The organism is Microbacterium sp. (genome assembly GCF_051953575.1).
In the GTDB taxonomy this organism is placed as follows: Bacteria; Actinomycetota; Actinomycetes; order Actinomycetales; family Microbacteriaceae; genus Microbacterium.
The window spans coordinates 23,901-29,900 of sequence record NZ_JBQCIP010000199.1 but is presented as its reverse complement, the minus strand read 5'-3'; the positions used below and the strand labels follow the sequence as shown (position 1 = coordinate 29,900).

At 70.4% G+C, this 6,000-nt stretch carries 5 protein-coding genes; 3 read left to right on the top strand and 2 right to left on the bottom strand.

The window, feature by feature from the left end:
• Nucleotides 1-402, bottom strand: a 402-nt coding sequence (locus tag ACTHNQ_RS12355) for an Lrp/AsnC family transcriptional regulator (RefSeq protein WP_440333786.1), incomplete at its 3' end; no start/stop codon positions are given.
• Between the two features lie 166 nt (nt 403-568).
• Between ACTHNQ_RS12355 and pdhA the strand changes: the two genes are divergently transcribed.
• The 3 genes from pdhA to ACTHNQ_RS12340 are packed head-to-tail and all read left to right on the top strand — an operon-like array spanning nt 569 to nt 4,129.
• A complete protein-coding gene (gene pdhA, locus ACTHNQ_RS12350; RefSeq protein WP_440333784.1) occupies nt 569-1,696 on the top strand; it encodes a pyruvate dehydrogenase (acetyl-transferring) E1 component subunit alpha in 1,128 nt (375 codons plus the stop codon).
• 1 nt (nt 1,697) lies between these two features.
• Nucleotides 1,698-2,711, top strand: a complete 1,014-nt coding sequence (locus ACTHNQ_RS12345) for an alpha-ketoacid dehydrogenase subunit beta (protein WP_440333782.1) — start codon at nt 1,698-1,700, stop codon at nt 2,709-2,711.
• Complete coding sequence (locus ACTHNQ_RS12340; RefSeq protein WP_440333780.1) at nt 2,708-4,129, top strand: dihydrolipoamide acetyltransferase family protein; 1,422 nt, start codon at nt 2,708-2,710, stop codon at nt 4,127-4,129. The genes ACTHNQ_RS12345 and ACTHNQ_RS12340 overlap by 4 nt, the downstream gene beginning before the upstream one ends.
• A gap of 50 nt (nt 4,130-4,179) precedes the next feature.
• Here ACTHNQ_RS12340 and ACTHNQ_RS12335 read toward each other — a convergent pair whose 3' ends face one another.
• Nucleotides 4,180-5,994: an alkaline phosphatase family protein gene (locus ACTHNQ_RS12335; RefSeq protein WP_440333778.1), complete on the bottom strand. Its 1,815-nt coding sequence runs from the start codon at nt 5,992-5,994 to the stop codon at nt 4,180-4,182.
• Nucleotides 5,995-6,000 lie beyond the last annotated feature (6 nt).

Sequence of the window (6,000 nt, the reverse complement as noted above, 5' to 3'; positions counted from 1 at the left end):
CGTCTCGGTGCGCTCGACGCCCTCGATGGCGAGGATGCGCGCGTCGGTGTCGAACAGGTGCTGCGTGTCGCGGCACGCCACGCGCACCAGCAGATCGACCTGACCCGACAGGCCGTGCGCCTGCACGACCTCGGGCACCCGTGCGAGTTCGACCGCGATGCGGGGGAGCTCCGCCTGGCGCACGATGACGCTGATGAACGCCTCGATAGGGTACCCGAGTGCGGCGGATGAGATCGCCCGTTCGTACGACAGGAAGACGCCCGTGCGCTCCAGGCGCGCCATCCGCGCCTGCACGGTGTTGCGCGACAGGCCGAGCCGCTCGGCGAGCGCGACGACCGTCGCGCGGGGGTCGGCCGAGAGGGCGGCCAGCAGCTCCAGGTCGACGTGATCGAGGGCACTCATAGTGCGAAACGTTAGCACGGTTCTGGGGGTCAGAAATTGTCAACATGCTCAAGCAGACCTCGAATGCTTGAGCGAGGTGCGACACGGACGTAGCCTCGAGCTGTCGGCGAAGAGGCCGGCGCGCACACGAGGCGGCTCCTCACAAGGGGGCCCGCAACGAGGAGTGATGACGATGACGCACACCCTGACCCCCACGGCGGATCTCGGCACCGATATCGAGGATGTCGCCCGCCTGCTCACCCCCGACGGCGAGCGCATCGCCGATCCCGAACTCGACCGGTGGATCGCCGAGGTCGACGCCGCGGCGCTGCGGTCGCTGTACCGCGACATGGTGCTGCTGCGCCGCATCGACGTCGAGGGCGTGGCCCTGCAGCGCCAGGGCCAGCTCGGCCTGTGGCCGCCGTGCCAGGGCCAGGAGGCGACCCAGATCGGAACCGCCCGTGCGCTCCGTGCCGACGATTTCGCCTTCCCGAGCTATCGCGAGACGGGCGTCGTCTACGCCCGCGGCGGCAAGCCGTCGGACTTCGTGCTCGCGTGGCGCGGCGAAGAGCACTCCACCTACGACCCGTACGAGCTGAACACCGCCACCCAGCAGATCATCATCGGCGCTCAGTCGCTGCATGCGGTCGGTTACGCGATGGGTGTCCAGCGCGACGGCACCGACCAGGTCTCGGTCGCCTACTTCGGCGACGGCGCGTCCAGCCAAGGCGACGTCAACGAGGCGATGGTGTTCGCCTCTTCGTTCGGCGCCCCCGTCGTGTTCGTGTGCACGAACAACCAGTGGGCGATCTCGGAGCCGGTCGCCCTGCAGGCGAAGGCGCCGATCGCCAGCCGCGCGCCGGGCTTCGGCATCCCGAGCATGCGCGTCGACGGCAACGACGTCCTAGCGTGCCTGGCGGCGATGCGCTGGGCGCTCGACCACGCCCGCAGCGGCAAGGGGCCCGCGTTCATCGAGGCGGTGACCTACCGCATGGGCCCGCACACCACCTCCGACGACCCGACCCGCTACCGCGACAAGGACGAGGTCGAGAAGTGGCGTCGCCGTGACCCGATCGCCCGCGTCGAGGCGCTGCTGCGCTCGCTCGGGGAGTTCGACGACGCATTCGTCGCGAGCGTCGAGGCGGACGCCGACACGCTGGCCGCATCCGTTCGCGAGGCCGCGATGACGGCGCAGACCCGCGCCCCGCTCACCGTGCTCGACAACGTGTACGCCGAGCCGCACTCGGGCATCGACGAGCAGCGCGAGTGGTTCGGCGCTTACCTCGACGGCTTCGCGCCCGCCCAGGAGGCGTGACATGGTGCAACTCACGATGGCGAAGGCCATCAACGAAGGTCTCCGCCATGCGATGGCGGACGACGACAAGGTGCTCGTCATGGGCGAGGACATCGGCAAGCTGGGCGGCGTGTTCCGCATCACCGACGGCCTTCAGTCCCAGTTCGGCGCGCAGCGGGTGATCGACACCCCGCTCGCCGAGGCCGGCATCATGGGCACGGCTGTCGGCCTCGCGTTCCGTGGCTACCGCCCCGTGGTGGAGATCCAGTTCGACGGATTCGTCTACCCAGCGTTCGACCAGATCGTGTGCCAGGTCGCGAAGCTGCACTACCGCACGCGCGGCAACGTCACGATGCCCATCACGATCCGCATCCCGTGGGCCGGTGGGGTGGGCGCCGCCGAGCACCACTCGGAGTCGCCGGAGGCGTACTTCGTGCACACGTCGGGCCTGCGGGTCGTCGCGGTGTCGAACCCGCAGGACGCGTACGTCATGCTGCGCCAGGCGATCGCCTCGAACGACCCCGTCGTGTACTTCGAGCCCAAGCGGCTCTATCACTCCAGGGGCGAGGTCGACCTGGACCTGCAGCTGGCCGACGCGCCCCCGATGGGGCTGGCCCGCGTCGTACGACCGGGCACCGACGTGACGCTGCTGACGTACGGAGCGCAGGTGGGCACGGCGATGGATGCCGCCACCGCCGCGGAGGACGACGGCGTCTCGATCGAGGTCATCGACCTGCGCTCGATCTCTCCCGTCGACTACCGCACAGTGACGGCGTCGGTCCGCAAGACCGGTCGCGTCGTTGTGACGCACGAGGCGGCACGCGAGGCCGGCGTCGGCGCGGAGCTCATCGCGAGCGTCACCGAGCGCTGCTTCAACTACCTCGAGGCGGCGCCTCAGCGGGTGACCGGTCATGACATCCCCTACCCGCCGGCGAAGCTCGAGAAGCACCACCTGCCGGACCTCGACCGCATCCTCGACGCGGTGGACCGTGTCATGGACCGGCCGAACAGCCTCTCAGGAGTGGTGGACCGATGACGCAGGACTTCCGTCTCCCCGACCTCGGCGAGGGGCTCCCCGAGGCCGAGCTGGTGCAATGGCTGGTCGCGGTCGGCGACACCGTCGCACTCAACCAGACGATCGCCGAGGTCGAGACCGCCAAGGCCGTCGTCGAGCTCCCGTCGCCGCACGCCGGCACCGTCACGGCGCTCCACGCCGAGGCGGGGGACGTCATCGAGGTGGGCTCGGTGCTCATCACGTTCGACACAGGCGGGGAGGATGCTCCGACTCCGTCATCGGTCGGCGCTGCCATAGCTCCAGCGACCGCAGAGGGCGCTGAGTCCGCCGTCGAGGCCGAGAAGGCCGAGAAGGCCGAGCCGAACCTCGTGGGCTACGGCGCCGCGCCGCGTGGGGCCGGACGACCCCAGCGGCGGGCGCGGGTCGCGGGAGCGGCATCCGTCCACTCCGACACGGCCGTGCTCGAAGCAGCGCCGCACGACGCGATCACCCTGGAGACGCCGATCGAAGCGCCCCTGGAGCGCCCGCGGTCCACGCCCCCCGTGCGTGCGCTCGCCAAGCAGCTGGGGATCGATCTGGCCCTGGTCGAGGCGACGGGCGCGTCCGGGGTCATCACGCGGGCGGACGTCGAGGCGTACGCCCAGCGGGTGGGGATGAACGCAACCGAGCTCGCGGCGCCGGAGGAGGCGGGCGTCCCCGACACCGCGGAGGCTCTCGCCCCGGCACGTGCGCCTTCGGAGCGCACCACCCGCACCCCGATCCGCGGCGTGCGCAGGATGACCGCCGAGGCGATGGTGCGCAGCGCCTTCACCGCACCCCACGTCACGACGTTCCTCACCGTGGACGTCACGGCGACGAGCGAGCTCATCGCGTCGCTCAAGGCGGACCGTGCGCTGCAGGACCACCGCATCGGGGTGATGGCCGTCGCCGCCAAGGCGGTGTGCCTCGCGCTCGGGCGCCACCCGGGGCTCAACTCGAAGTGGGACGACGAGGCGGGCGAGATCGTCGAGCACCACTACGTGAACCTCGGCATCGCGGCCGCCACGGGGCGCGGGCTCGTGGTCCCCAACATCCGCGACGCGCAAGAGCTCACCCTGGTCGAGCTCGCCGACGCGATCCGCGCGCTCGCCGAGACCGCACGTGCGGGCAAGACGGCGCCCGCCGACATGATGGGCGGCACCTTCTCGATCACGAACGTCGGGGTGTTCGGCGTGGACGCCGGCACGCCGATCATCAACCCGGGGGAGGCGGGCATCCTCGCGCTCGGCGCGGTGCGTCGTCAGCCGTGGGAGCACAACGGAGAGATCGCGCTGCGCGACGTCATGACGCTCGCCCTGTCCTTCGACCACCGGCTCGTCGACGGCGAGCAGGGTTCGCGGTTCCTGGTGGAGGTCGCCGACGTGCTGCGCGAGCCCGGGCGCGCGATGCTGCTGCGGTAGCCGCCCCGGGGTTAGCCCGGGGGATCGGCCGGTCCTGCGGGGCCGGCCGATCAGCGCTCCTTGGGGTAGAACAGGCCGAGGCCCTTCGCCTGCAGGATCCGGTAGGCGTCCGCATAGGTCTTCGGATCCTCGCCGTCGGCACTGCCGTACTTCGCCACGAGCAGTCCGAGCAGCCCCTTGCCGGGCGGGCTCAGCGGCATGTCGCGGTGCGGACCGTTCTTGAGGTCGCTGCGCTGGTCCTCGGCCGTGTTCGGCGGCACATACTGCGGGTGCACCTGCGGCCAGGTGCCCGGGTCGCGGGGCCGGTCGAGGTTCACGACGCTGAAGAGATCGCGCGCCTCGGCGTCCCGGCGCGTGAGCGGGCGCAGTCCGTGGAGCTTCGCGAGCGTCGCCGCCAGCGCCCCGTGGTGCATCTCGTCGTGGATGACGGTCCCGGCGCGCGTGTACGCCGACACGGCGATCGCAGGCACCCGCAGCCCCAGCCGGTCGAAGGCGAATCCCATCTCGCCCTCCGCCGCGTCGGCGTGCGGCGGAATCGCCGCGGGCGGGGGCACATGGTCGTAGGTGCCCCCGTGCTCGTCGAACGTGATGAGCAGGAGCGTGTTGACGGCGTTGGAGCCCTCCGAGCTGGTGCTGGTGCGGATCGCGTCGTAGACCTGCGCGACCAGCTTCTCACCGGCGCGAACGTCCGAGACCGCCGAGTCGATCACGGGTTCTCCGGCGACGTCGCTCTCACGGAACACTCCGACCGGCGGGTGGAAGTCGTTGTGGTTGTATACCAGCCGCGGTTCGATGAAGGAGTAGGCGGGCAGCGTGCCGTTCGCAGCATCGGCGTAGAACTCCGACATGTACACGAAGTGATCCGTGCGCCAGTACTTCTCCAGGCTGGGGGAGTGCAGGATGCCGGTGAGCGAGACGAGCTGCAGCTCGTCGAAGTACACCTTCCACGACAGTCCCGCGTCCTCGAGCCGATCGAACACGGTGGGCACAGGGTCGGCCTCGAGCCACTTGCGGTAGCCGCCGTGGTCGCGGTTGGTCACGAAGCCGTGCGACGTCGACGCTTGGAAGAATGAGCGGTTGCAGTACGTCTGAGAGGGCACGGCGCAGAACCACGCGTCGAAGACGGCGAACTCGCGTGCGAGCGTCGACAGCACCGGCAGCTGCTCGGGTGAGAACCCGCCCATGATGCGCGACACGTCGTCGACGCTCGGCTCGGAGCCATGGCGCAGCCGCACGAGGTTGTTGTGGTAGTCGAGGGCGAATCCCTCCATCGTCGGTGCCGTGCTCGGCGGCGGGGCGTTGAACGGCGACCGCATATCGGGGATCTCGGCCGACGCGTTGCCGGGCGGGTCCACCACGCCGAACAGCTGCGTGTTGACGTGCGGATACTCCTCGCCCGGGTCAGGGTCGGGGCTGCCCATGATCGCATCCGTCGATCCCGCGTACACATGGGCGGGGATACGCTGGCCGCGAGGCGCCGGATTCGAATGTTCGCCGAACGCCAGACCGTCGAACGTCTCGCCCTCGGGCAGCGTATCGGGGGTGTACAGATGGCCCAGCAGGTTGTCGAACGACCGGTTCTCGCCCATCAGCACCACGATGTGGTCGAAACCCGGCTCCGCGCGGGGTGGGACGGTGCCGAGATCCGCCGAGCCCTCGCGCACGCCGAGTTCGTGGCCGATCGTCGCTCCGCCCACGGCGCCGATGGCACCTCCCGCGACGAGTCCCGCCGTGGCGATCCCGCCGAGTTTGAGGAAGTCCCGACGCGATCCCTCATCCAGTGCGGGCGACGGCGGGCGCGTGATGGGTGCCGGTTCGCCCCCGGGCTCCGGCTCTGCGTGGTCGCTGTGGCTCGCCTCCGCCATCCCGTT